2 protein-coding genes are annotated in these 1604 nt (G+C 53.2%); one reads left to right on the top strand and one right to left on the bottom strand.

Annotated features, from left to right (window positions below; translation table 11 throughout):
• On the bottom strand, positions 1 to 380 hold a 380-nt coding region (locus tag DW826_RS17875), incomplete at its 3' end, for a recombinase family protein (protein WP_242994113.1).
• Between the two features lie 134 nt (positions 381 to 514).
• Between DW826_RS17875 and DW826_RS17870 the strand changes: the two genes are divergently transcribed.
• Positions 515 to 1604, top strand: a 1090-nt coding sequence (locus tag DW826_RS17870) for an SEL1-like repeat protein (RefSeq protein ID WP_147327185.1), incomplete at its 3' end; no start/stop codon positions are given.

Genomic DNA, 1604 nt, shown 5'->3' with positions numbered 1-1604 from the left:
GTGGAACGGATTTTACGGCTGGTGTCTCTGGCGTAGTATTCATTCATGATATTCAGAAATGGTGTAAAATCATTATCTGCCGGATTGGCACTGTCAACTCCGTTATTGACTGCAATAAAACGGACATTTTTCTTAGGAAACATCATTTCAGTATAGAAACCTACTTGCAGATAGTTTCTGCCAAATCGGGACATATCTTTGACGATCACTGTTCCCACCCTGCCAGCTTCAATCTCTGTCAGCAGAGAATTGAATGCCGGTCTGTTGAAGTTCGTTCCTGAATATCCATCATCACTGAAATGCTGAATATTATCAAATCCATGCTGTACTGCATAATCTTCCAGATACTTCTTCTGCAAGGACGATGCAAACCGCGCCATCAAAGTGGTGCACGATAAGTTCTTCGGCAACGAGGACTGACCGATCGGTCTTTCCTTTTTTGAAGCAGCGTGTTATACTATGGAAAATAGTGTAACGCGCTGCTTTTTTCAGCAGGCAGAAGGAGTTAGAAACGATGATTTATCACTGCGAGGATCACACCTGTAATTATTGGGATGAAGGCGAAAAGCTGCCGGAGCGCTGTCCGCAGTGCGGCCGGAAATTGCTGCGCGCCAACGAGGCCGATATGACCGGAGATGATTGGACGGCTTTAGGCAACACCCTTTGGGATGCAGAGGCATCGGATAAAAAGCGCATGGTGGATTGTTTTCGGAAAGCTGCATATCTCGGCAGCGCATGGGGCGTATGCAATCTGGGCATCTGCATGGAGCAGGGAAACGGCGTGGAGGCGGATCCGGTTCAGGCTTTTTGGCTTTATCAACAGGCGGTGGAAATGGGGAGCCTGAATGCGGTGTGCTGCTTGGGCGTGTGCTATCAATACGGCATTGGCACGGCTCCGGATGCGGAAAAGGCTGCCGAGTTATACTGCAAGGCGGCGGAATACGGTTCGCCCCGCGGACAGATGCTGCTCGCCCGCGCCTTCCACGACGGGATCGGCGTGGAAGCCGACGCTGCCGAGGCCGTGCACTGGGTGCGCGCGGCGGCGTATCAGCGCTACGGTGAAGGTATGTACCGGCTGGGCGTATGCTATGAATACGGCGACGGCGTGGAGCAAAACTGGGAGCAGGCTGTGCATTGGTTCCGCGAGGCGGCAGAGAGTGGCGTGAGCACGGCAATGACGGATCTGGGATACTGCTATGAAAAGGGCCGCGGCGTGGAGCAGAGTTGGGAGCAGGCCTTTTCCTGGTATCGCAGAGGTGCGGAGTGCGGCTATCCGGTTAGCATGAGCAATCTGGGCTTGTGCTATAAAAGGGGATATGGCGTGGATCAGAATTGGCAGGAAGCCATAAAATGGTATGAGCAGGGCGCACAGTGTGGCGATTTGCAATGCATGCATAATCTGGCATGCTGCTACGAGCGCGGCGAAGGCGTGGAACAGAACGAAGAAAGGGCGCTTTACTGGTATCGCCGCAGTGCCGAAGGCGGCAACGGCGATGCCATGTGCAATCTTGGCCGGTGCTATGAAAGGGGATATGGCGTGGAGCAGAATTGGCAGGAAGCCGCAAAATGGTATGAGCAGGGCGCACAGTGTGGCCATTTGCAAT

The sequence above is a fragment of the Clostridium sp. AM34-11AC genome, assembly GCF_003435375.1.
GTDB lineage: Bacteria > Bacillota > Clostridia > Lachnospirales > Lachnospiraceae > Pilosibacter > Pilosibacter fragilis.
This window is presented reverse-complemented; position numbering and strand designations above follow the sequence as displayed.